The sequence below is a fragment of the Streptomyces sp. GDS52 genome (genome assembly GCF_052246875.1).
Taxonomy (GTDB): Bacteria; Actinomycetota; Actinomycetes; order Streptomycetales; family Streptomycetaceae; genus Streptomyces; species Streptomyces cathayae.
Genome location: NZ_CM125966.1, coordinates 1965237 through 1986982, shown reverse-complemented (window position 1 = coordinate 1986982; position 21746 = coordinate 1965237). Strand labels below are relative to the sequence as shown.

The following is a 21746-nucleotide window of genomic DNA, read 5'->3' as shown; positions in this document are numbered from 1 at the left end:
TGGCCCGAGGAGTTACACGTGACCAGCCCAGCGCAGGCACAGACGTCAGGAGCCGGGACGGCTCACCCCGAGCATCTCGGGCACGTCATCTTCATCACAGCGGCAGCTGCCATGGGCGGCTTCCTCTTCGGTTACGACAGCTCCGTGATCAACGGCGCCGTCGAGGCCATCCGGGACCGCTACGACATCGGCTCGGCCACGCTCGCCCAGGTCATCGCCGTCGCGCTGATCGGCTGTGCCATCGGTGCCGCGACCGCCGGCCGCATAGCCGACCGTGTCGGCCGCATCCGGGTCATGCAGATCGCCGCGGTCCTGTTCACCGTCAGCGCCATCGGTTCCGCCGTTCCCTTCTCCCTCTACGACCTCGCCTTCTGGCGGATCGTCGGCGGTGTCGCCATCGGTATGGCCTCGGTGATCGGCCCGGCCTACATCGCCGAGGTCGCCCCGCCCGCCTACCGCGGCCGGCTCGGCTCCTTCCAGCAGGCCGCGATCGTCGTCGGCATCGCCGTGTCGCAGCTGGTCAACTGGGGCATCCTGAACGCCGCCGGCGGCGACCAGCGCGGCAAGCTGCTGGGCCTGGAGGCCTGGCAGCTGATGCTCGGCGTCATGGTCGTCCCGGCCGTGCTGTACGGACTGCTCTCCTTCGCCATCCCCGAGTCCCCCCGCTACCTGATCTCGGTCGGCAAGCACGAGCGCGCCCGGAAGATCCTCGAAGAGGTCGAGGGCAAGAACGTCGACCTGGACACCCGCGTCCGCGAGATCGAGACGGCGATGCACAGCGAGGAGAAGTCCCGCTTCAAGGACCTCCTCGGCGGCAGCTTCTTCTTCAAGCCGATCGTCTGGGTCGGTATCGGCCTGTCGGTCTTCCAGCAGTTCGTCGGCATCAACGTCGCGTTCTACTACTCGGCGACGCTGTGGCAGTCGGTCGGCGTCGACCCGGCGGACTCGTTCTTCTACTCCTTCACCACGTCGATCATCAACATCGTCGGCACCGTCATCGCGATGATCTTCGTCGACCGCATCGGCCGCAGGCCGCTCGCGATCATCGGCTCCTCCGGCATGGTGATCGGCCTCGCGCTGGAGGCCTGGGCGTTCTCCTTCGACCTCGTCGACGGCAAGCTGCCCGCCACCCAGGGCTGGGTCGCGCTGGTCGCCGCCCACATGTTCGTGCTCTTCTTCGCCCTGTCGTGGGGTGTGGTCGTCTGGGTCATGCTCGGCGAGATGTTCCCGAACCGGATCCGCGCCGCCGCGCTGGGCGTGGCCGCCGCCGCGCAGTGGATCGCCAACTGGGCCATCACCGCGAGCTTCCCGTCGCTGGCCGAGTGGAACCTGTCGACCACCTACATGATCTACACGTTCTTCGCGGCGCTCTCCATCCCGTTCGTCCTGAAGTTCGTCAAGGAGACGAAGGGCAAGGCCCTGGAGGAAATGGGCTGACCGCGCCCGCGGGACCGACGGTCCACGGACCCGTCCCGCCCGAGCCCGAGGAGAGGGGTTCAAGTCCCCGCTGCCCCTCTCCTCGTACATCGCCGCCCCGCTCCGGACGACCGTCCGGGCCGGGGCGGTGGTGTGTCCGTACCGTGTGCCGCACGTCCTGACCGGTGCGTCGCCGGCCGCCGGCCACCGGGCCGACGGCCCGGGACGGCACGGACCGTTCTGCGGGGGCCGACATCGGCTGGACCGGGCCGCCCATGACTGATACTGGACCCGTTATGGACATCGTCATCCTTGCTGTAGTCATCGCCGTGGTCGTGTTCGGTGTGCTCGGCGGGCTCATCGTCGGCAGCCGCCGCAAGAAGCAGCCGCCCCCGCCGCCGCCCACCACGCCCGACATCACCGCCCCCCCGGCCGAGCCGCACGTCGGCGACGAGGCCGAGACGCCGCGGGAGGAACCGCGGCGCACCATCGAGGAGGTTGATCTTCCGGACGGCTCCGCCCCGGTCGTCGTCGAGGAGCCGCTCGCCGAGGCTCCCGCGATCGAGATCCCGGAGCCCACCGCCGGCCGTCTCGTCCGGCTGCGAGCCCGTCTCTCCCGTTCACAGAACGCCCTGGGCAAGGGCCTGCTCGTCCTGCTCTCCCGAGAGCACCTCGACGAGGACACCTGGGAGGAGGTCGAGGACACCCTGCTCACCGCCGATGTCGGCGTGCGGCCCACCCAGGAGCTGGTCGAGCGGCTGCGTGAGCGCGTGAAGGTGCTCGGCACCCGCACCCCCGTCGAACTGCGCGGGCTGCTCCGCGAGGAGCTGATCACCCTGGTCGATCCCACGATGGACCGCATCGTGCGCACCGAGACCGAGACCGGTGGTCCGGGCGTCGTGATGGTCGTGGGGGTCAACGGCACCGGCAAGACCACCACCACCGGCAAGCTCGCCCGTGTGCTGGTCGCCGACGGCAACACCGTCGTCCTCGGCGCCGCGGACACGTTCCGCGCCGCCGCCGCCGACCAGCTCCAGACCTGGGGCGAGCGCGTCGGTGCCCACACCGTGCGCGGCCCGGAGGGCGGCGACCCGGCCTCCGTCGCGTTCGACGCGGTCAAGGAGGGCAAGGAGATGGGTGCGGGCGTCGTGCTCATCGACACCGCCGGCCGACTGCACACCAAGACCGGCCTGATGGACGAGCTCGGCAAGGTCAAGCGGGTCGTGGAGAAGCAGGCCCCGCTGGACGAGGTGCTGCTCGTGCTCGACGCCACCACCGGTCAGAACGGCCTGGTCCAGGCCCGGGTCTTCGCCGAGGTCGTCGACATCACCGGCATCGTGCTCACCAAGCTGGACGGAACGGCCAAGGGCGGCATCGTGATCGCCGTCCAGCGCGAACTGGGCGTCCCGGTCAAGCTGATCGGTCTCGGCGAGGGCGCGGACGACCTGGCACCGTTCGAGCCCGAGGCGTTCGTGGACGCGCTCATCGGGGAGTGACCCCGAGGCGGCCGCCGGACGGCATCCGCACCGACGCGAAGAAGCGCCCGCTTCCGGAAAGCCGGAAACGGGCGCTTCGCCGTGCCACCCCGCGTACGGCTTCGGGGCCCGTACCTGCGGCCCCGGCCCCGGTGTCTACGCCTGCGACCGGTGCACGACGTACGCCAGCGTGCCCAGGACCAGACGGGCCTCGGGCGGGCGGGGAACCGAGTCGAGGGCGGGGGAGCGCAGCCAGCGCACCGGGCCGAGGCCGCCCCGGTCCGAGGCCGGTGCCGTGATGTGCGTACCGGGGCCGAGGCCGCGCAGATCGAGGGCGGCCGGGTCGTCCCAGCCCATGCGGTAGAGCAGCTCGGGGAGCGCGGCGGCGGCGCCGGGGGCGACGAAGAACTGGGCCCGGCCGTCCGGGGTGGCGGCGACCGGGCCGACGGGCAGGCCCATGCGCTCCAGCCGGGCCAGGGCGCGGCACCCGGCGGGCTCGGCCACCTCGATCACGTCGAACGCCCGCCCGACCGGCAGCATCATCGCGGCACCCGGGTAACCGGCCCAGATCTCCGTCACGTCGTCCAGCGGAGCCCCGGCGGGGATCTCCGGGGCGAGGTCGAGCGGATGCGCCCCCGGGGCCCGGCATCCCGCCCGGCCGCAGGAGCAGGCGCCGGCCGCGGCGCGGGCGCCCGGCACCACGTCCCAGCCCCAGAGCCCGGTGTACTCCGCCACCACGGTGCCGTCCGACGCGCGGCCCCGGCGGCGTGAGCCGGACCGGATGTCGCGGATGCCCCGGCTGATGCCGATCGTGAAGCCCATGCCCCCTCCAACGGGTCCGACGCACCGGTGGTTACGCAGCGGGCGCGACGCGTGACTCTCTGTTCTCGACTTCCCCGTGCCGCGCGACCCGAGTCGGCGCCCGGAAGCACCCGGGGTGGTGTGCGGGGTGGCCCGCGCTCCCGAGTGCATCGCCGCATCCACTGCGGCCGCCCTGTGTCAAGTGAATCGTGAGTCGGCCACCGTGAGTTCATTCGATGGGGTGGCGAATGGTGGCGATTACCGGTTCGCCATGGCTGGACGGGTGATCGTAGCGCTACGTTGTGTGCACGGCTTCTTGGGGCACATGCACACACGGGTATGCCGGAGGCAACTCGGCTTTCCGTTCGGTGGGTGGCATCCGCCGGACGGCGGCCCCGGCAACCGGCATTCTGATAGGGCTTGGCGCACTCAGCGGCGAGTGGTTTCAGGGATGGGGGCGTTCCAGTGAGCGGCAACGGCGGTGGCGGGACGAGCGCTGCGGGTACGGAGAAGCGTCCGAACGAGCTGCTCACCTCGTGGTTCCTCCGCAGCGGCTGGTCCAAGGGCGAACTCGCCCGCCAGGTCAACCGCAGAGCCCGCCAACTGGGCGCCAACCACATCTCCACCGACACCTCGCGGGTGCGCCGCTGGCTGGACGGCGAGAACCCGCGCGAGCCCATCCCGCGCATCCTGTCCGAGCTGTTCTCCGAGCGCTTCGGCGTCGTGGTGTCCGTCGAGGACCTGGGGCTGCGCACCAGCCGGCCCTCGCCCTCCGCGACCGGCGTCGACCTGCCCTGGACGGGCCCGCAGACCGTGGCCCTGCTCAGCGAGTTCTCGCGCAGCGACCTCATGCTCGCGCGGCGCGGCTTCCTCGGGAGCTCGCTGGCCCTCTCCGCGGGCCCGTCCCTCATCGAGCCCATGCAGCGCTGGCTCGTCCCCACACCGTCCGCCGCCCAGCCCCGTCCGGAGTCGGAGCCGGCCGTCCCGGGGCACACCCGCGGCCGGCTGTCCCAGCCGGAGCTGGACCTGCTGGAGACCACCACCGTGATGTTCCGGCAGTGGGACGCCCAGTGCGGCGGCGGCCTGCGCCGCAAGGCCGTCGTCGGGCAGCTGCACGAGGTGACGGACCTGCTCCAGGAACCCCAGCCCGACCCGATCCGGCGGCGGCTGTTCAAGGTCGCCGCCGAACTCGCCGAACTGGCCGGCTGGATGTCGTACGACGTCGGGCTCCAGCCCACCGCGCAGAAGTACCTCGTGCTCGCCCTGCACGCGGCCAAGGAGGCGGGGGACCGGCCGCTGGGCTCGTACATCCTGTCGAACCTGAGCCGTCAGATGATCCACCTCGGCCGGCCCGAGGACGCCCTGGAACTCATCCACCTCGCGCAGTACGGCAGCCGTGACTGCGCGAGCCCGCGCACCCAGTCGATGCTGTACGCGATGGAGGCCCGCGCCTACGCCAACATGGGCCAGCCCGGCCGGTGCAAGCGCGCGGTCAGGATGGCCGAGGACACCTTCGCCGAGGTCGGCGAGTGGGACGAACCGGACCCCGACTGGATCCGCTTCTTCTCCGAGGCCGAGCTGTACGGCGAGAACTCCCACTCCTTCCGCGACCTCGCCTACGTCGCTGGCCGCAGCCCCACGTACGCCTCCCTCGCCGAGCCGCTGATGGAGCGGGCCGTGGAGCTGTTCGCCCAGGAGCGCGCCGACTACCAGCGGTCGTACGCGCTCAACCTGATCGGCATGGCCACCGTGCACCTCCTGCAGCGTGAGCCCGAGCGGGGCGCGGTCCTCGCCACCGAGGCCATCGGAGCGGCCAAGAAGGTCCGCTCCGAGCGGGTCAACACACGTATCCGAAAGACGGTCGACACGGCCGTCCGTGACTTCGGCGACCTCGCCGAGGTCGTCGACCTCACCGAGCGGCTCGCCATCGAGTTGCCGGAGACCGCCGAAGCGGTCTGACCCCCGAAGCGGTCTGACCCCTAAAACCCGCCAGGAACCCCCGAAGGACCGCAGGGACCTCCGGGAAAACCCCAGACCCCGGCCGCGGCCGGCCCTCCCGAACTGCCCGACTCGGCTCCCCCATGCCAGGTCATCGGAAGGCCCGCCGCGGTCGGTACCCCCCTTTGCGCCTAAACCGGCGCCGCTCTCGCGGATGTGGTGCTCGCCGTCGGGGTTGCTCAATTGATGGTTGCGGTGCCCTGTGGCGAAGACCGGGTCACGGCCAGGACCGGCACTCCCCGGATCCGGCGGTTCATCGGTCCGTAACACACCGGGTGCCTTCGTCACGGCGGCGAAACAGCGAGGGGCCTCCACCGAAACGGCGCTGCGCGAGTCTCGTGGCGCAGAACCGGCCCGCCCCTCACGACCCGCTCGGGTTCCACCCGCACGGGGCCGTACCGACGACGAGGAGACGCCGATGGCAGCAGCCATCACCCTTGCCGCGGAGACGCCCACGCTCTCTGCCGCCAACACAGGGTTCATGCTCATCTGCTCCGCCCTGGTGATGCTCATGACCCCGGGCCTGGCCTTCTTCTACGGAGGCATGGTCCGCGTCAAGAGCACCCTGAACATGCTGATGATGAGCTTCATCAGCCTGGGGATCGTCACCGTCCTGTGGGTGCTGTACGGCTTCTCCATGGCGTTCGGCACCGACTCCGGCGGCGTCATCGGCTGGAACTCCGACTGGATCGGCCTGACCGGCATCGGCCTGACCGAACTCTGGGACGGCTACACCATCCCCGTCCTCGTCTTCCTGGTCTTCCAGCTGATGTTCGCCGTCCTCACCCCCGCCCTGATCAGCGGAGCGCTCGCGGACCGCGTGAAGTTCACCGCGTGGGCGCTGTTCATCACCCTGTGGGCCACCCTCGTCTACTTCCCGGTCGCCCACTGGGTCTGGGGCGCCGGCGGCTGGGCCTTCGAACTGGGCGTCATCGACTTCGCCGGCGGGACGGCCGTCCACATCAACGCCGGTGCCGCCGCCCTCGGCGTGATCCTGGTGATCGGCAAGCGCATCGGCTTCAAGAAGGACCCGATGCGTCCGCACAGCCTGCCGCTGGTCATGCTCGGCGCCGCGCTGCTGTGGTTCGGCTGGTTCGGCTTCAACGCCGGCTCCTGGCTCGGCAACGACGACGGCGTCGGCGCGCTGATGTTCGTCAACACCCAGGTCGCCACCGCCGCCGCCGTACTCGGCTGGCTCGCCTACGAGAAGATCCGCCACGGCGCGTTCACCACGCTGGGCGCCGCCTCCGGCGCGGTCTCGGGTCTGGTCGCCATCACACCGGCCGGCGGCGCGGTCTCCCCGCTCGGCGCGATCGCGGTCGGCGCCGTCGCCGGTGTGCTGTGCGCCATGGCCGTCGGCCTGAAGTACCGGTTCGGCTACGACGACTCCCTGGACGTCGTCGGCGTCCACCTGGTCGGCGGCGTCATCGGCTCCCTGCTCGTCGGCCTCCTCGCCAGCGGCAAGGGCCAGTCGGACGTCCAGGGACTCTTCTACGGCGGCGGCCTCGACCAGTTCTGGAAGCAGTGCGCCGGAGTCTTCGGCGTCCTCGCCTACTCCCTGGTCGTCTCCGCGGTCCTCGCCCTCCTCCTGGACCGGACGATCGGCATGCGCGTCTCCGAGGACGACGAGGTGGCCGGCATCGACCGGGCCGAACACGCCGAGACCGCGTACGACTTCAGCGGCGCCGGCGGCGGTGCCGCCCGCAACGCCGCCCAGGCGCCCCTCGCCCCGGCCGAGAACAAGAAGGTGGACGCGTGAAGCTCATCACCGCCGTCGTCAAGCCGCACCGGCTCGACGAGATCAAGGAGGCCCTGCAGACCTTCGGGGTGCACGGCCTGACCGTCACCGAGGCCAGCGGCTACGGCCGCCAGCGCGGCCACACCGAGGTCTACCGCGGTGCCGAGTACACCGTCGACCTGGTGCCCAAGATCCGCATCGAGGTGCTGGTCGAGGACGAGGACGCCGAACAGCTCATCGACGTGATCGTCAAGGCGGCCCGCACCGGCAAGATCGGCGACGGCAAGGTCTGGTCGGTCCCGGTCGGGACCGCCGTCCGGGTCCGCACCGGTGAACGCGGCCCGGACGCGCTCTGAGCAGGGCGAACGGAACAGGAGCCACCGGATGACGGGGACGGGCACGGACGACGGGACGAAGGACTCGGGGCCCGGCGGCTACGCGGCGGCCCGGCTGCACCTCCTCACCGGGGAGACGCGGTCCGGGCCGCCGCGCCGCGCCGCCCTCGCGCACCTCACGGACGACTGGCTCGCCGGGCTCTTCGCGGCGGGTGCCCAGGGGGCGCGCGGGGTCTCCCTGGTCGCCGTGGGCGGCTACGGGCGCGCGGAACTCTCCCCGCGCAGCGACCTCGACCTGCTCCTGCTGCACGACGGCGGCGACCCCGAGGCGGTCACCGCCCTCGCCGACCGCCTCTGGTACCCCGTCTGGGACCTGGGCCTGGACCTCGACCACTCCGTCCGCACCCCGGCCGGGGCCCGCAGGACCGCGGGCGAGGACCTGAAGGTCCAGCTCGGCCTGCTGGACGCCCGGCACATCGCCGGCGACCTCGGCCTCACCACCGCACTGCGCACGGCGGTGCTCGCCGACTGGCGCAACCAGGCACCGAAGCGGCTCCCCGCCCTCCAGGAGCTGTGCGCCGAACGCGCCCAACGCACAGGTGAGTTGCAGTACCTCCTGGAACCCGACCTCAAGGAGGCCCACGGCGGGCTCCGCGACGCCACCGCCCTGCGCGCCGTCGCCGCCTCCTGGCTCGCCGACGCCCCGCGCGAGGGCCTGGCCGACGCCCGCCGCCGCCTCCTCGACGTACGGGACGCCCTGCACCTGGCCACCGGGCGCGCCACCGACCGGCTCGCGCTGCAGGAACAGGACCAGGTCGCGGCCGAACTCGGCATGCTCGACGCGGACGTGCTGCTGCGGCAGGTCTACGAGGCCGCGCGCGTCATCGCGTACGCCAGTGACGTCACCTGGCGCGAAGTGGCGCGCGTGCTGCGCTCCCGCGCGGTACGGCCCAGACTGCGCGCCCTCCTGGGCGGCGGGAAAGCGGCGCCCGAGCGGTCCCCGCTGGCCGAAGGGGTCGTGGAACAGGACGGCGAGGTGGTGCTCGCCCGCACCGCACGCCCCGAACGCGACCCCGTGCTCCCGCTGCGCGCCGCGGCCGCCGCCGCCCAGGCCGGGCTGCCGCTCTCCCTGCACGCCGTACGGCGCATGGCGGCCACCGCGCACCCCCTGCCCATCCCCTGGCCCGCCGAGGCGCGGGAACAGCTGGTGACCCTGCTGGGCTCCGGCCGGCCCACGGTCCAGGTCTGGGAGGCGCTGGAGGCGGAGGGCCTGGTCGACAGCCTGCTCCCGGACTGGGAACGGGTCCGCTGCCGCCCCCAGCGCAACGCCGTGCACCTGTGGACCGTGGACCGGCACCTCATCGAGACCGCCGTCCGCGCCTCCGAGTTCACCCGACGCGTGCACCGGCCCGACCTGCTCCTGGTCGCCGCGCTGCTGCACGACATCGGCAAGGGGTGGCCCGGCGACCACGCGACGGGCGGCGAGGTCATCGCCAGGGACGTGGCCGCCCGCATCGGCTTCGACCAGCACGACGTCACGGTGATCGCCGCCCTCGTACGCCACCACCTGCTGCTCGTCGAGACCGCCACCCGGCGCGATCTGGAGGACCCGGCCGCCGTGCGCGCGGTCGCCGAGGCCGTCGGCTCCCGGAGCACTCTCGAACTGCTGCACGCCCTCACCGAGGCGGACGCCCTCGCCACCGGACCCGCCGCCTGGTCGTCCTGGCGCGCCTCACTCGTCGCCGACCTCGCGGAACGGGTCGCCGCCGTGCTGTCCGGGGACCTCTCGGCCGGCCCCGAGGAGACCACGCCCACCGCGGAACAGGAACGCCTCGCCGTCGAGGCGGTCGCCACGGGCGGGCCGGTGCTGTCCCTGCGGGCCCGGACCGAACCGCCCACCGAGCCCTCCGGCGACCCCGAACCGCTGGGCGTGGAACTGCGCATCGCCGTGCCCGACCAGGAGGGCGTGCTGCCCGCGGTGGCCGGGGTGCTCGCCCTGCACCGGCTGACCGTACGGACCGCGGAGCTGCGGGCGCTGGACCTCCCGGCCGGTGTCGACGGCTCGGTGCTGCTGCTGGACTGGCGGGTCGCCGCCGAGTACGGCTCCCTGCCCCAGGCCACCCGGCTCCGCGCCGACCTGGTCCGGGCCCTGGACGGCACCCTCGACATCGCCGGCCGGCTCGCCGAACGGGACGCCGCGTACCCGAGGCGGCGGGGCGTGGTCGCGCCCCCGGCCCGGGTGACGGTCGCCCCGGCCGCCTCCCGGCACGCCACGGTGATCGAGGTCCGGGCGCAGGACGCCCCCGGACTGCTGTTCCGGATCGGGCGGGCGCTGGAGGACACGGGGGTACGGGTGCGTAGCGCGCACGCGAGCACGCTGGGGGCGAACGCGGTGGACGCTTTCTACGTGACCTGCCCGGAGGGCACGCCCCTGCCCGGCGAGGAGGCGGTGGCCGTGGCCCGGAAGCTGGAGGAGACGTTGCGGGCGTGACCTTCTGGTCAGGTCATGCGTTCACCGGATGTGCTCCCCGCCGACGCGGGGATGGTCCGATGGGTTCGATGTCCAACCTGCTCGGAATTCTCTGCTCCCCGCCGATGCGGGGATTTCGTCCCTGACCGCTCTCCGTAGCGGGCAGGGACGATTTGCTTGCCGGGCCGGATACTCTGGAGGGCAGCCCAGTTCCGCTCCCGACCCCGAGGACCGACGCCGCCGTGTTCGATACTCTCTCCGACCGCCTCAGCGCGACCTTCAAAAACCTCCGCGGAAAAGGCCGGCTGAGCGAAGCGGACATCGACGCCACGGCGCGTGAGATCCGCATCGCTCTGCTGGAAGCGGACGTGGCCCTGCCGGTCGTCCGTACGTTCATCAAGAACGTCAAGGAGCGCTCGCTCGGCGCCGAGGTCTCCAAGGCGCTGAATCCCGCCCAGCAGGTCCTCAAGATCGTCAATGACGAGCTCGTCCACGTGCTCGGCGGCGAGACCCGTCGGCTGCGCTTCGCCAAGCAGCCGCCGACCGTGATCATGCTGGCCGGTCTGCAGGGTGCCGGTAAGACCACCCTCGCGGGCAAGCTCGGCAAGTGGCTCAAGGACCAGGGGCACTCGCCGGTGCTGGTCGCCGCCGACCTCCAGCGCCCCAACGCCGTCAACCAGCTGAGCGTCGTCGCCGAGCGCGCGGGTGTCGCCGTCTACGCGCCCGAGCCGGGCAACGGCGTGGGCGACCCGGTGAAGGTCGCCAAGGACTCCATCGAGTTCGCGAAGACCAAGGTCCACGACATCGTGATCGTGGACACCGCCGGCCGCCTGGGCGTCGACCAGGAGATGATGCAGCAGGCCGCGGACATCAGGGACGCCGTCAGCCCCGACGAGATCCTGTTCGTCGTCGACGCGATGATCGGTCAGGACGCCGTCAACACCGCCGAGGCGTTCCGCGACGGCGTCGGCTTCGACGGCGTGGTGCTCTCCAAGCTCGACGGTGACGCCCGCGGTGGTGCGGCGCTGTCGATCCGTCAGGTCACCGGCAAGCCGATCATGTTCGCGTCGAACGGTGAGAAGCTCGACGAATTCGACGCCTTCCACCCGGACCGGATGGCCTCCCGCATCCTCGACATGGGTGACCTGCTCACCCTGATCGAGCAGGCGGAGAAGACCTTCAGCCAGGAAGAGGCCGCCCAGATGGCCTCCAAGCTGGCGTCCAAGAAGGGCCAGGACTTCACCCTGGACGACTTCCTGGCCCAGATGGAGCAGGTCAGGAAAATGGGCAGCATCTCGAAGCTGCTCGGCATGCTGCCCGGCATGGGGCAGATCAAGGACCAGATCAACAACCTGGACGAGCGGGACGTCGACCGCACCGCCGCGATCATCAAGTCGATGACCCCGGCCGAGCGCCAGGAGCCGACGATCATCAACGGCTCGCGCCGTGCCCGTATCGCCAAGGGCTCCGGTGTCGAGGTCAGCGCCGTGAAGAATCTGGTCGAGCGGTTCTTCGAGGCGCGGAAGATGATGTCCCGCATGGCCCAGGGCGGCGGCATGCCGGGGATGCCCGGGATGCCGGGCATGGGCGGCGGTCCCGGCCGGCAGAAGAAGAAGCAGAAGCAGGCCAAGGGCAAGCAGCGCTCCGGCAACCCGATGAAGCGCAAGCAGCAGGAGCAGGAGGAGGCCGAGCGCCGCGCGGCGGCCGCGGAGGGCGGCAACGCCTTCGGGCTGCCGCAGCAGGGCGGCCAGGACTTCGAGCTGCCCGACGAGTTCAAGAAGTTCATGGGCTGAGAAGTCCGCGGCCGGCGGCCCCGTGCCGGTGTCAGGGCGTCCGTGCGATCAGGTACCGGAACACGTTCGGCATCCACACGGTGCCGTCCTGCCGCTGGTACGGGTGCAGTGCCTCGGCGAGTTCCTTGTGCACCTGCACCTGGTCCGTCGCGGTGATCGCCGGGTCGAACAGTCCCGTCGAGAGCAGTCCCCGTACGGCACTGTTCACGTCGGCGTACCCGAAGGGGCATGCCACCCTTCCCGAGCCGTCCGGCCGAAGGCCCGCGCGCTGGGCGACCTGCTCCAGATCGTCGCGGTGCGCGGGGCGCCAGGTGCCCGTGCCGCGCACCGGTTCCGCCAGCCGGGTGGCGACCCGGAGCACGGACGCCGTGGCGCACCGCTCCGGCGGGCCCCAGCCGGTGAGGACCACGGCCGCTCCGCGTCCGGCGAGCGGCGTTGCCTCGGCGAGCAGCGCCCCCAGTTCCTCCGCGTCGCCGGCGCGGCAGCCGATCGGTTCGAAGGCGGTCACCACGGTGTACCCGGTGGTGTCCGTCCGGGCCGCCCCGGGGGAGCCGTCAACGATCCGGGTGTCCGCGCGCCCAGGTGCGCGTGGCTTCCGCCCGGCGGGCCGCAGCCGTTCGCGCGCGTGGGCCAGCCGGTCGGACGAGGTGTCGACACCGGTGACCGCGGCGCCCCGGGAGGCCGCCATCAGCAGGGCGAGCCCCGAACCGCAGCCGAGGCCGAGCAGCCGTGTCGCGGGCCCCACGTCCAGCCGCCGGTAGACGGCCTCGTAGAGCGGTACGAGCATCCTCTCCTGTATCTCGGACCAGTCGCGCGCGCGTGCCCGCCGGTCCACGCGAGGACCGTGCCCCGTAGGACCGTGTCCGACAGGACCGTGTCCCGTACGAGGAAGGTGCTGCCCCACGAGCGTAGGTGTCATAGGTGAGCGCCCCAATCAGCCGAGAGTTGCCGCCATGCCTGACTACGTGACCCCCGTGCAGTGCGCCAGCGTTCCCCCGTATGCCAGGAAACTCCGCCCCCGCCCCGGCGTCCAGTGGAACGGGGCGGTGGTTTGGGAGTCGCTCGTGCCAGTGGCAAGAACTCACATTCCGGCAATCACGGGGCGATGAGCCGGTTCCGGCCAAGGTCCGCAAACCCCTGATCGAGGTCGTGTCCGGCCGTGTCCGGTCGCGTCCGCCCATAAGGTCCGGGCCGGTGTCGGGTGCCGCCGGCGGACCCGGTAACGTCACGGTCGTGGCACCCGTCCACCGGGCGTCGTGGCACCCGTCCACCGGACCGGGGTGCTCCGCCGCGGGAGAGCGGCCGAAACGCCCCTTGCGTACCCGTGGACCGCAGACGCACCGGCGCGCGGGCCCCGCGTACGCGCCGGGCCGGAGGGCGCTGTACGTCGGCCTACGCACCACCTTGAGGTGAGCTGCGAGGCTTCTCCGCAGATCAGCGCACCCGCCCGTGGTCGGGACGCATGAGCGGGTACTGACGGGTAAGGGCAAAATATTTGGGATGCCCCGGAATCGGAACACAGAGGCACCCCGGCTCGTTGTCATTACGTGAGCACGACACAGACACCACCTGTACTCGCCGCAGAACTGGCGCAGGCGTGGGCCGATATTCAGCGGTACCACTCCGAGCTGCCCGATCTTGCCGCGCCCGAGTCCCTGATCGGGGAGTCGTCGTCCGCGTGCGGTCACGAACTCTCCTTCGAACGACTGCTGCATGAGGCAGTCCATGGCGTCGCCGCCGCGCGCGGCGTACGCGACACCTCCCGCGCCGGCCGCTACCACAACCGTCGTTTCCTCGCGATCGCCGAGGAACTGGGCCTGGACCATCCCGACGAGCCACATCCCAGCAGCGGCTTCTCGCTGGTCGCACTCACCCCGGAGGCGAAGCGCCGCTACCGCCCGACGACGGAGCGTCTCCAGCGCGCCCTGAAGGCACATTCCGCCGCGACCGCGGGCGACACCGCCCGCAGCTTCCGAGGTCCGGCGGCACGGCACGGTTCGTCCGGCGGTGGTGTGCGCGTCAAGGCCGTCTGCGACTGCGGTCGCAATGTGCGCGTCGTCCCGTCGGTGCTGGCCCAGGCCCCCATCGTCTGCGGCGGCTGCGGCAAGCCGTTCAGGATCCCTGAGGCGGTGGCCTCGGCGGCGAGCTGACGACGACCCGGCATCTCGTGGGTGCCGGCCGCGTCGGGACGGGCTCCGGGGGCGTGCGGGTGTCGTTCCGCACGCCGCTTCGGGGCCGGTCGTGCCGCAGGGCGGCCCCGCCCGGCGTGACGGCGCCACCGCGTCGCGCCGGGCGGGGCCGAGGGCTGCCCGCGTGCGGGCCCGCGGTCCCGGGCGCCCCGCGGGGTGTGGCACAATGACTAGCTGTACTCGACAGCCGCACAGGAACCCTCTCGCCTCCGGCTGACGCGTCCATCGGGCACTCGGGTACCGCAACCCCACGCGGCCGTCCCGCCGTGCCCCACCACGTCAATCCAGGAGAACTCACTCCCGTGGCAGTCAAGATCAAGCTGAAGCGTCTGGGCAAGATCCGTTCGCCTCACTACCGCATCATCGTCGCCGACTCCCGTACCCGCCGTGACGGCCGGGCCATCGAGGAGATCGGCAAGTACCACCCGACGTACAACCCGTCGGTGATGGAGGTCGACGCCGAGCGTGTGGCGTACTGGCTCGGTGTCGGCGCCCAGCCGACCGAGCCCGTGATGGCCATCCTCAAGAAGACCGGCGACTGGCAGAAGTTCAAGGGCGAGCCCGCCCCGGCCCCGCTGCTGCAGCCGGCCGAGAAGGCCGAGCGCCCGTCGTTCGACGCGTTCGGCGGCGAGGACGAGGGCAAGGGTGAGGCGATCACCCAGAAGAAGAAGGCGGAGAAGAAGGACGAGGCCGCCGCTGAGTCCTCCTCGTCTGCGTCGACCGAGGCCTGAGCATGCTCGAGGAGGCTCTCGAGCACCTCGTGAAGGGCATCGTCGACCATCCTGACGATGTGCAGGTCGCCTCGCGCGACCTGCGCCGCGGGCGGGTGCTCGAGGTCCGGGTCCACCCGGACGACCTCGGCAAGGTGATCGGCCGCAACGGCCGCACCGCACGCGCTCTGCGGACCGTCGTGGGCGCCATCGGCGGCCGCGGTGTCCGTGTCGACCTCGTCGACGTGGACCACGTCCGCTGACGCTCAGCGCAACCGGCTCGGGCCGGGGAGGGCCTCAGGGCCGTCCCCGGCCCGTCGTCGTACGACAGGAGATCAAGCACAGTGCAGCTGGTAGTCGCTCGCATCGGCCGTGCTCACGGCATCAAGGGCGAGGTCACCGTGGAGGTCCGCACCGACGAGCCGGAGCTGCGGCTCGGGCCCGGCGCCGTCCTGGCCACCGATCCCGCCACCGCCGGTCCGCTCACCATCGAGACCGGCCGGGTGCACAGCGGTCGTCTCCTGCTGCGTTTCGAGGGCGTCCGCGACCGCACCGGTGCCGAGGCGCTGCGCAACACCCTGCTCATCGCCGAGGTCGACCCGGACGAGCAGCCCGAGGACGAGGACGAGTACTACGACCATCAGCTGATCGACCTGGACGTCGTCACCGAGGACGGGCAGCACGTCGGCCGGATCACCGAGATCTCCCACCTGCCGACGCAGGACCTGTTCGTGGTGGAACGCCCCGACGGCAGTGAGGTGTTCGTGCCGTTCGTGGAGCAGATCGTCACCGGGATCGACCTCGAGGAGCAGCGCGCGGTCATCGACCCGCCGCCGGGCCTGATCGACGACCGGGGTGCCGAGGACGAGTTCGCTGATGACCACGGCGCTGACCACGGCGCTGAACAGGGTGCTGACCACGGCGTCTCGTCGCGGGACGAGGCATGATGCGGCTCGACGTCGTCACCATCTTCCCCGAGTACCTCGAACCGCTGAACGTCTCCCTCGTGGGCAAGGCACGCGCACGGGGACAGCTGGACGTCCAGGTGCACGACCTCCGCTCGTGGACCCACGACCGGCACCACACCGTCGACGACACCCCGTACGGCGGCGGCCCCGGCATGGTCATGAAGACCGAACCGTGGGGCGAGGCGCTCGACGAGGTCCTGGCGGACGGCTATGAGGCCGGTGCCCACGAACCCGCCCTGATCGTCCCCACTCCCAGCGGCCGTCCCTTCACCCAGGAACTCGCTGTCCAGCTCTCCGAGTGCCCCTGGCTGATCTTCACCCCGGCCCGTTACGAGGGCATCGACCGGCGCGTCGTCGACGAGTACGCGACCCGTGTGCCCGTCCACGAGGTGTCCATCGGCGACTACGTCCTGGCCGGCGGCGAGGCGGCCGTCCTCGTGATCACCGAGGCGGTGGCCCGGCTGCTGCCCGGTGTCCTGGGCAACGCCGAGTCCCACCGGGACGACTCCTTCGCCCCGGGCGCGATGGCGAGCCTCCTGGAAGGGCCCGTCCACACCAAGCCGCCCGTCTGGCGGGGCCGGGGGATCCCCGAGGTGCTGCTCAGCGGGCACCACGGGAAGATCGCCCGCTGGCGGCGCGACGAGGCGCTCAGGCGCACCACCGCGCACCGGCCCGACCTCATCGAGCGCTGCGATCCGGGGGCCTTCGACAAGAAGGACCGCGAGATGCTCTCCATCCTGGGCTGGGAACCGGACCCGGAGGGGGAACCCCACGGACGATTTTGGCGCAGGACCGGCGGCGTGGAACAATAGGCCGCTGTTGTGCGCCGTCCGGCGTGCGCCCCTGCCGCAGGGGGACACGACGCCCGCCCCGCACCGCACACCCGAGATCCGAACCTCTAGTTGCCGTTGATGACCTGCGGCATCAGCGAAGAAAGCAGACGAAATGTCTCACCTGCTCGACTCCGTCGACTCCGCGTCGCTGCGCAGCGACATCCCGGCCTTCCGTCCCGGTGACACCGTCAACGTCCACGTGCGCGTCATCGAGGGCAACCGCACTCGTGTGCAGCAGTTCAAGGGCGTGGTGATCCGCCGCCAGGGTGCCGGCGTGCGCGAGACCTTCACGGTCCGCAAGGTCTCCTTCTCCGTCGGCGTCGAGCGCACCTTCCCGGTGCACACCCCGATCGTGGAGAAGATCGAGCTCGTCACCAAGGGTGACGTCCGTCGCGCCAAGCTGTACTACCTGCGCGAGCTGCGCGGCAAGGCGGCGAAGATCAAGGAGAAGCGCGAGAACTGAGCGTTTTTCCGAGGTGAGCCCGGGGCCGGATAACATCTGGCCTCGATGGACACCGAAGCACAGCCGACAGAGCGCGACCGCTCCTCCCACCCGGCCGGACCCGAGGACACCTCGGAGGCCCCGGGTCAGGAGGAACGGTCGCGTTCCTCGTTGGCGCCGCGTCTCGTGGGCGGGCTCCCCGGAGGGTGGATCACCGCGACCCTGCTGTCGGTGCTGCTGCTCCTGTTCGTGCTCAGCACGTTCGTGGCGCGGCCGTTCCAGATCCCCAGCGGATCGATGGAACCCTCGTTGAGGGACGGGGACCGCGTTCTCGTACTGAAGTTGGCATACCGTTTCGGAGCCGGGCCGCAACGCGGCGACGTGGTGGTGTTCGACGGCACCGGGTATTTCGGGGACACCGACTACATCAAGCGCGTTGTCGGTGTGGGCGGAGACCGTGTGGTCTGCTGCGACAGGGAGGGGAGGATCCGGGTGAACGGCCGGTCGGTCGACGAGTCGGGCTTCCTGTTCCCCGGCGAGAGCGCGTCCACCGTACCCTTCGACGTCGTCGTGCCCGAGGGACGTCTGTTCGTCCTCGGCGATCACCGCGGCGACTCCAGCGACTCCCGCGACCGTCTCGGATCGCCCGGCGGCGGCATGGTCCCGGTGAGCGCGGTGATCGGCCGCGCCGACTGGATCGTCTCGCCCTTCGACCGCACCACCCGGCTGCACCGCCCCGACGCCTACGCGCGCGTGCCGGCACCGGGGACGAACGCTGCGCACCTCGGGGAGGGGGCCCATGGGTAACCGCGGCAAACCTCGCGGCGGCCCGGTGAGCGCCGCGGAGAACCTGCTGCCCACCGGCGTACGCCGCACGGTCAGCGCGGCCGACGGGCGGAGCCGGGCCGACCGGCGCAAGCTCCAGCGGAAGGTCAAGCGGCGGCGCAGGCAGAGCGCGGTCAAGGAGATACCGCTGCTGATCGGGGTCGCCGTCGTGATCGCGCTGGTGCTGAAGACGTTCCTCGTCCAGGCCTTCGTCATCCCGTCCGGCTCCATGGAGCAGACGATCCAGATCGGCGACCGCGTCCTGGTCGACAAGCTCACCCCGTGGTTCGGCTCCAAGCCGCAGCGCGGGGACGTCGTCGTGTTCAAGGACCCCGGCGGCTGGCTGGAGGACGAGCAGACCACTCCCACGAGGGACGACCCGGTCGGCGTCAAGCAGGTCAAGGACGGGCTCACCTTCATCGGGCTGCTGCCGTCGGAGAACGAGAAGGACCTCATCAAGCGGGTCGTCGGAGTCGGCGGCGACCAGGTCAAGTGCTGCGACACACAGGGCCGGGTCACCGTCAACGGCGTACCCCTGGAGGAGGGCGACTACCTCTACCCGGGCAACGCCCCGTCCACGACGCCGTTCGAGGTCACCGTGCCCGAGGGGCGCCTGTGGGTGATGGGCGACCACCGGTCCAACTCCGCCGACTCCCGTTCCCACCAGGACACCGACTACGGCGGTACCGTCTCCGAGGAGGAGGTGGTGGGCCGGGCCATGGTCATCGCCTGGCCGTTCGCTCACTGGAACACTCTGGACGAGCCGAAAACCTATGCGTCCGTGGCGGACCCGACACGCGGGTCGACCACTGCCGCTCCGCTGTCGCATAGGGTTGCCCAGGACCATTCGAACGGAATGATCCAGCTCCCGACTCCTGCGGAACTCCCGCTCGTTATGGGAGTGGTGGGCCTGCGCCGCGCATGGGGCAGGCGGCGGCACAGCGTGAGGAGCTGGCGTGGGGGATGTGGCGGTTGGCGCACGATCCGGAGCCGACGGCGAGGAGCACCGCGATCGGTCCGCGGGGCCGGACGTCCCGGCCGAGGACAGCGCCGCGGCCCTCGGGAATGACTCCCCGGCGGCCGAGGAGGACAGCGTGAGTGACTACCGCACGAGGAACGGGGACCAGGGGCCGGGCGAACCGCCCCGCCAGGAGAAGAAGCCACGCTCCTTCTGGAAGGAACTGCCCATCCTGATCGGTATCGCGCTGGTGCTGGCGCTGCTGATCAAGACGTTCCTGCTGCAGGCGTTCTCGATTCCGTCGGACTCGATGCAGAACACCCTCCAGCAGGGTGACCGCGTCATGGTCGACAAGCTCACCCCCTGGTTCGGTTCCGAGCCCGAGCGCGGCGAGGTGGTGGTCTTCCACGACCCCGACAACTGGCTGGCGGGCGAGCCGACGCCGGACCCCAACGCGCTGCAGAAGGTCCTCAGCTGGATCGGTCTGATGCCGTCCGCGGAGGAGAAGGACCTGATCAAGCGGGTCGTCGGGGTCGGCGGGGACATCGTCGAGTGCAAGGGCACCGGGCCGCTGACGGTCAACGGCGTCGCCCTGAACGAGGCGGCGTACGTCTACCCGGGCAACACCCCGTGCAGCCAGGACGACCAGGGCGGCCAGTTCAGGGTCGAGGTGCCCGAGGGCCACATCTGGGTCATGGGCGACCACCGGCAGAACTCCCGGGACTCCCGGTACAACCAGGCCGACAAGAACAAGGGCATGGTCCCGGTGCGGGAAGTCGTCGGCCGTGCCGTCGTCATCGGCTGGCCGGTCAACCGCTGGGACTACCTCGAGGTCCCGGACACCTTCGACCAGCCCGCGCTGAACAACGAGGCGTCGGCCGGGGCGGCCCTGTCGGTGGCGCCCCAGGGGGTCGCGCTGGTGGGCGCCGTGCCACTGGTGCTGTGGCGGCGCAGGTCCGGTGGTGGCGGCGAGCGCTGAGCGCCGCCGAGAAGAGGGCTGACCCGGCTCGGTACCGCCGGGTAGGGTGCCGTCCATGACTGGTCGGAGCACGACGCGTACGGCTTCGCGGGGCGGCGGTGCGGGCCGGGGCCCGGCGGGCGGCCGGACCGGGCAGCGGCTGTCCTCGCTGGCCGTGGCGCTGGGCATGGTGCTCTTCCTCGGCGGGTTCGCCTGGGGAGCGGTCGTGTACCGGCCGTACACCGTGCCCACCACCTCGATGGCGCCGACGATCGGCGCCGGTGACCGGGTGCTGGCCCAGCGCATCGACAGCGGTGACGTCCGCCGCGGTGACGTCGTGGTCTTCCAGGACACGAACTGGGCGGACGTACCGGTCCTCAAGCGGGTGGTCGCCGTCGGCGGGGACACCGTCTCCTGCTGTGAGGACGGTCGGCTGAAGGTCAACGGCACGAAGATCGACGAACCGTACCTCTCCGAGGACGAGGTGGCCGGGTTCGGCGGCTTCCCGGAGGTGACCGTGCCGGAGGGCCGGCTGTTCCTGCTCGGTGACGAGCGCGCCGGTTCCGTGGACTCCACCTCCCGTCTCACCGACGCCGCGCACGGCACCGTCTCCCGCGGAGCCGTCCAGGCCAGGGTCGACGCCGTGGTCTGGCCGATGGAGGGCATGCTGAAGGCCCCCACCGGCTTCGAGGAGCTCGGCGCCCTCTCTTCGCCGGGGCCGCTGCGGACGGTCGTCGCCCTGGTGATCGCCGGCACGGTACTCATCTTCGGCGGTGCCGCGTACGGCCCCCTCGCCGGGCGGGCCGGAGCCTCCCGGGCGCGGAAGGCGGACGCGGGGGTGTCCGGTGGCCGCTGAGCCGGCCCGCCCGGCCGGGGACTCCCACGACGGCGGGCCGCGCAGGGTCGCCCGCGTGGTGCTGCTCGACCCGCGGGACCGCATCCTGCTGCTGCACGGCCACGAGCCGGACGACCCGGCCGACGACTGGTGGTTCACACCCGGTGGCGGCCTGGAGGGCGACGAGACCCGGGAACAGGCCGCGCTGCGGGAACTCGCGGAGGAGACCGGCATCACCGAGGTGGAGCTGGGGCCCGTGCTGTGGCGGCGGCAGTGCTCCTTCCCGTTCGCGGGCCGCCGCTGGCACCAGGACGAGTGGTACTACCTCGCCCGTACCACCCGGACGGCCACCGGAGCCACGGCGCTGACCGAACTGGAGCGGCGCAGTGTCGCCGGAGTGCGCTGGTGGACGTACCCGGAACTGGCGCGGGCACATGAGACGGTGTATCCGACCAGACTCGCCGAACTGCTGCGCACGCTGCTCGAGGAGGGCCCTCCGGCCGGACCCGTGACCCTCGACACCGAGATCGTCTAGCGAAAGGCCCCAAGACCTGTCCGGCAGGGCAGACCGGCTTCGGGGAACGGGGGCCCCTGGGGCTGGCGCACAATGGTGGGATCGCACGGGTGAAGGGGAACATGCCATGAGCGCCGAGGACCTCGAGAAGTACGAGACCGAGATGGAGCTCAAGCTCTACCGGGAGTACCGCGACGTCGTCGGTCTGTTCAAATACGTGATCGAGACCGAGCGTCGCTTCTACCTGACCAACGACTACGAGATGCAGGTGCACTCGGTCCAGGGCGAGGTGTTCTTCGAGGTGTCCATGGCGGATGCCTGGGTCTGGGACATGTACCGGCCGGCCAGGTTCGTGAAACAGGTGCGCGTCCTCACCTTCAAGGACGTGAACATCGAGGAGCTCAACAAGAGCGATCTGGAGCTGCCCGGCGGGTGACAGGAGCTCTGGGCGGGTGACGGGGGCCCCTGGCGGGTGACGGAGTTGTCCA

Annotated in this window: 21 protein-coding genes; 19 read left to right on the top strand and 2 right to left on the bottom strand. The window is 71.3% G+C overall.

Annotated elements, in window-relative coordinates:
- Positions 1 to 18: 18 nt before the first annotated feature.
- Together ACTWJ9_RS08855 and ftsY are read left to right on the top strand one after the other, a co-directional pair.
- Entirely contained in the window at positions 19 to 1437 is a 1419-nt protein-coding gene (locus ACTWJ9_RS08855; RefSeq protein WP_279333672.1) for a sugar porter family MFS transporter, read from the top strand.
- 275 nt (positions 1438 to 1712) lie between these two features.
- Positions 1713 to 2912, top strand: coding sequence for a signal recognition particle-docking protein FtsY (gene ftsY / locus ACTWJ9_RS08850; protein WP_279333671.1), 1200 nt, complete (start codon positions 1713 to 1715; stop codon positions 2910 to 2912).
- Positions 2913 to 3047: 135 nt separating this feature from the next.
- Here the strand turns inward: ftsY and ACTWJ9_RS08845 are convergent, their stop codons facing one another.
- Positions 3048 to 3713 carry a bifunctional DNA primase/polymerase gene (locus tag ACTWJ9_RS08845; protein WP_279333669.1) on the bottom strand — a complete coding sequence of 222 codons (666 nt, stop codon included), beginning with the start codon at positions 3711 to 3713 and terminating at the stop codon, positions 3048 to 3050.
- Positions 3714 to 4157: 444 nt separating this feature from the next.
- Here ACTWJ9_RS08845 and nsdA point away from each other — a divergent pair, with 444 nt between their 5' ends.
- The 5 genes from nsdA to ffh all read left to right on the top strand — a co-directional run bounded on the left by nsdA (position 4158) and on the right by ffh (position 12026).
- Positions 4158 to 5651, top strand: coding sequence for a transcriptional repressor NsdA (gene nsdA / locus ACTWJ9_RS08840; protein WP_443295549.1), 1494 nt, complete (start codon positions 4158 to 4160; stop codon positions 5649 to 5651).
- Positions 5652 to 6108: 457 nt separating this feature from the next.
- Entirely contained in the window at positions 6109 to 7449 is a 1341-nt protein-coding gene (locus ACTWJ9_RS08835; protein WP_279333666.1) for an ammonium transporter, read from the top strand.
- Positions 7446 to 7784: a P-II family nitrogen regulator gene (locus tag ACTWJ9_RS08830; protein ID WP_202276222.1), complete on the top strand. Its 339-nt coding sequence runs from the start codon at positions 7446 to 7448 to the stop codon at positions 7782 to 7784. The genes ACTWJ9_RS08835 and ACTWJ9_RS08830 overlap by 4 nt, the downstream gene beginning before the upstream one ends.
- Positions 7785 to 7812: 28 nt before the next feature.
- Positions 7813 to 10254 (top strand): [protein-PII] uridylyltransferase, encoded by a 2442-nt coding sequence (locus ACTWJ9_RS08825; protein WP_443295548.1) that lies wholly within the window; start codon positions 7813 to 7815, stop codon positions 10252 to 10254.
- A 221-nt stretch (positions 10255 to 10475) separates the two neighbouring features.
- A complete protein-coding gene (ffh, locus tag ACTWJ9_RS08820; protein ID WP_279333663.1) occupies positions 10476 to 12026 on the top strand; it encodes a signal recognition particle protein in 1551 nt (516 codons plus the stop codon).
- Between the two features lie 31 nt (positions 12027 to 12057).
- On the opposite strand, the gene ACTWJ9_RS08815 is transcribed toward ffh, so the two are convergent.
- Complete coding sequence (locus ACTWJ9_RS08815) at positions 12058 to 12945, bottom strand: methyltransferase domain-containing protein (RefSeq protein ID WP_279333662.1); 888 nt, start codon at positions 12943 to 12945, stop codon at positions 12058 to 12060.
- A gap of 628 nt (positions 12946 to 13573) precedes the next feature.
- Between ACTWJ9_RS08815 and ACTWJ9_RS08810 the strand changes: the two genes are divergently transcribed.
- The 12 genes from ACTWJ9_RS08810 (at position 13574) to ACTWJ9_RS08755 (ending at position 21694) form a co-directional block, all read left to right on the top strand.
- Positions 13574 to 14176 carry a hypothetical protein gene (locus ACTWJ9_RS08810; protein ID WP_279333661.1) on the top strand — a complete coding sequence of 201 codons (603 nt, stop codon included), beginning with the start codon at positions 13574 to 13576 and terminating at the stop codon, positions 14174 to 14176.
- Positions 14177 to 14517: 341 nt separating this feature from the next.
- On the top strand, positions 14518 to 14946 hold the full coding sequence (rpsP, locus tag ACTWJ9_RS08805; protein ID WP_279333660.1) for a 30S ribosomal protein S16: 429 nt from the start codon (positions 14518 to 14520) through the stop codon (positions 14944 to 14946).
- 2 nt (positions 14947 to 14948) lie between these two features.
- Positions 14949 to 15188 (top strand): RNA-binding protein, encoded by a 240-nt coding sequence (locus ACTWJ9_RS08800; RefSeq protein WP_055597159.1) that lies wholly within the window; start codon positions 14949 to 14951, stop codon positions 15186 to 15188.
- Positions 15189 to 15269: 81 nt separating this feature from the next.
- Entirely contained in the window at positions 15270 to 15872 is a 603-nt protein-coding gene (gene rimM / locus ACTWJ9_RS08795; RefSeq protein ID WP_279333658.1) for a ribosome maturation factor RimM, read from the top strand.
- Positions 15872 to 16705 (top strand): tRNA (guanosine(37)-N1)-methyltransferase TrmD, encoded by an 834-nt coding sequence (trmD, locus tag ACTWJ9_RS08790; RefSeq protein WP_279333656.1) that lies wholly within the window; start codon positions 15872 to 15874, stop codon positions 16703 to 16705. Before rimM ends, trmD begins: the two co-directional genes overlap by 1 nt.
- A gap of 133 nt (positions 16706 to 16838) precedes the next feature.
- The gene (gene rplS / locus ACTWJ9_RS08785) at positions 16839 to 17189 is read left to right on the top strand and encodes a 50S ribosomal protein L19 (protein ID WP_279333654.1); all 351 of its coding nucleotides are present in this window, start codon (positions 16839 to 16841) and stop codon (positions 17187 to 17189) included.
- Positions 17190 to 17234: 45 nt separating this feature from the next.
- Complete coding sequence (gene lepB, locus ACTWJ9_RS08780) at positions 17235 to 17975, top strand: signal peptidase I (RefSeq protein ID WP_279333652.1); 741 nt, start codon at positions 17235 to 17237, stop codon at positions 17973 to 17975.
- A complete protein-coding gene (lepB, locus tag ACTWJ9_RS08775) occupies positions 17968 to 19062 on the top strand; it encodes a signal peptidase I (RefSeq protein ID WP_279333651.1) in 1095 nt (364 codons plus the stop codon). The genes lepB (ACTWJ9_RS08780) and lepB (ACTWJ9_RS08775) overlap by 8 nt, the downstream gene beginning before the upstream one ends.
- Positions 18950 to 19930, top strand: a complete 981-nt coding sequence (gene lepB / locus ACTWJ9_RS08770) for a signal peptidase I (protein WP_279333649.1) — start codon at positions 18950 to 18952, stop codon at positions 19928 to 19930. Before lepB (ACTWJ9_RS08775) ends, lepB (ACTWJ9_RS08770) begins: the two co-directional genes overlap by 113 nt.
- A gap of 55 nt (positions 19931 to 19985) precedes the next feature.
- Positions 19986 to 20765, top strand: a complete 780-nt coding sequence (gene lepB, locus ACTWJ9_RS08765) for a signal peptidase I (protein ID WP_279333648.1) — start codon at positions 19986 to 19988, stop codon at positions 20763 to 20765.
- Positions 20755 to 21279: an NUDIX hydrolase gene (locus ACTWJ9_RS08760; RefSeq protein WP_279333647.1), complete on the top strand. Its 525-nt coding sequence runs from the start codon at positions 20755 to 20757 to the stop codon at positions 21277 to 21279. The genes lepB (ACTWJ9_RS08765) and ACTWJ9_RS08760 overlap by 11 nt, the downstream gene beginning before the upstream one ends.
- 106 nt (positions 21280 to 21385) lie before the next feature.
- A complete protein-coding gene (locus ACTWJ9_RS08755; RefSeq protein WP_003965949.1) occupies positions 21386 to 21694 on the top strand; it encodes a DUF2469 domain-containing protein in 309 nt (102 codons plus the stop codon).
- The last annotated feature ends 52 nt before the right edge of the window (positions 21695 to 21746 follow it).